This window comes from Duganella sp. GW822-FHT06D06, assembly GCF_058799615.1.
The window spans coordinates 1-1352 of record NZ_JBXALQ010000062.1 but is presented as its reverse complement, the minus strand read 5'-3'; the positions used below and the strand labels follow the sequence as shown (position 1 = coordinate 1352).

Below are 1352 nucleotides of genomic sequence, written 5' to 3'. Positions count from 1 at the left end.
GAGGGTGTAAATAATTTTGTGTAAACGGTCATTTGGCAGGACACTGCCGCCATCAAGGAGAAACAATGACCGTTGTAAAGCGTAACAAGCGTGCCAAGCCCGATCCGGAACTGCTCAAACTGGCCGATAGCCTGCTGGCCAACTACCAGAAGCCCGAGGACCTGATCGGCGAAAATGGCCTGCTCAAGCAGCTCACCAAGATGCTGGTGGAGCGCGCCCTGGAGGTCGAGATGACCAGCCACCTGGGCCACGACAAGAGCGGCGAGGTGACTAACGACACTGCTAACACCCGCAACGGCCATAGCGCCAAAACCCTCAAGGGCGATTTCGGCGCGCTGCCACTGAAAGTCCCTCGCGACCGCCAAGGGACTTTCGAGCCGCAGATCGTCGTCAAGAACCAAACCCGCTGGGCCGGTTTCGACGACAAGATCATCTCGCTCTACGCGCGCGGATTAAGCGTGCGGGAGATCCAAGGCCACCTGGAGGAGATGTACGGCGCCGAGGTGTCACCCACCCTCATCTCCAACGTCACGGACGCCGTCAGCGAGGATGTGAAGCTCTGGCAGGCCCGCCCGCTCGACGCCGTGTACCCGATCCTGTATCTCGACTGCATCCACGTCAAGGTGCGTGATAACGGCGCTGTGCGCACCAAGGCGGTCTACCTGGCCATCGGCGTCAACATGGAAGGCCACAAGGAGGTGCTGGGCCTGTGGATCTCCCAAACCGAGGGCGCCAAGTTCTGGCTGCAGGTCGTGACCGAACTCAAAAATCGCGGCGTGCAGGACATCTTCATCGCCTGCGTGGACGGCTTGAAAGGCTTCCCTGATGCTATCGAGGCGGTCTACCCGAAGGCGGCCGTTCAACTGTGCATCGTCCACATGGTGCGTAATAGCTTGAACTTCGTACCCTGGAAAGTACAGAAGGAAGTGGCCGCCGATCTGAAGCTGATCTACAGCGCGGCCACCGCCGACGAGGCTGAACTCAGGCTGACGGAATTCGAGGAAAAATGGGATAAACAGTATAAGCCAATAAGTCAGTCCTGGCGCCGCAACTGGGCTCGCGTCATACCATTCTTCGACTACCCGCCGGAAATCCGGAAGGTGATATACACCACGAACGCGATTGAATCGATTAATATGAGCCTGCGAAAAGTCACCAAGGCACGCAGTTCCTTCCCGACCGATGAAGCCGTCAGCAAGCTGTTTTATCTCGCGCTGAACAACATCAGCAGGAAATGGACGATGCCGATACGGGACTGGAAAGCAGCGTTGAACCGGTTCGCCATCCAGTTTGAAGACCGGGTGCCGCAGACTTAAACGAAAACCCGTTTACACAGAATCCAGTACACCCCC

1 protein-coding gene is annotated in these 1352 nt (G+C 57.5%); it reads left to right on the top strand.

What is annotated here, in order from left to right; genetic code table 11:
• Positions 1-65 precede the first annotated feature (65 nt).
• Positions 66-1316, top strand: a complete 1251-nt coding sequence (locus AC1RMD_RS31190) for an IS256 family transposase (RefSeq protein WP_492932749.1) — start codon at positions 66-68, stop codon at positions 1314-1316.
• Positions 1317-1352: the final 36 nt, after the last annotated feature.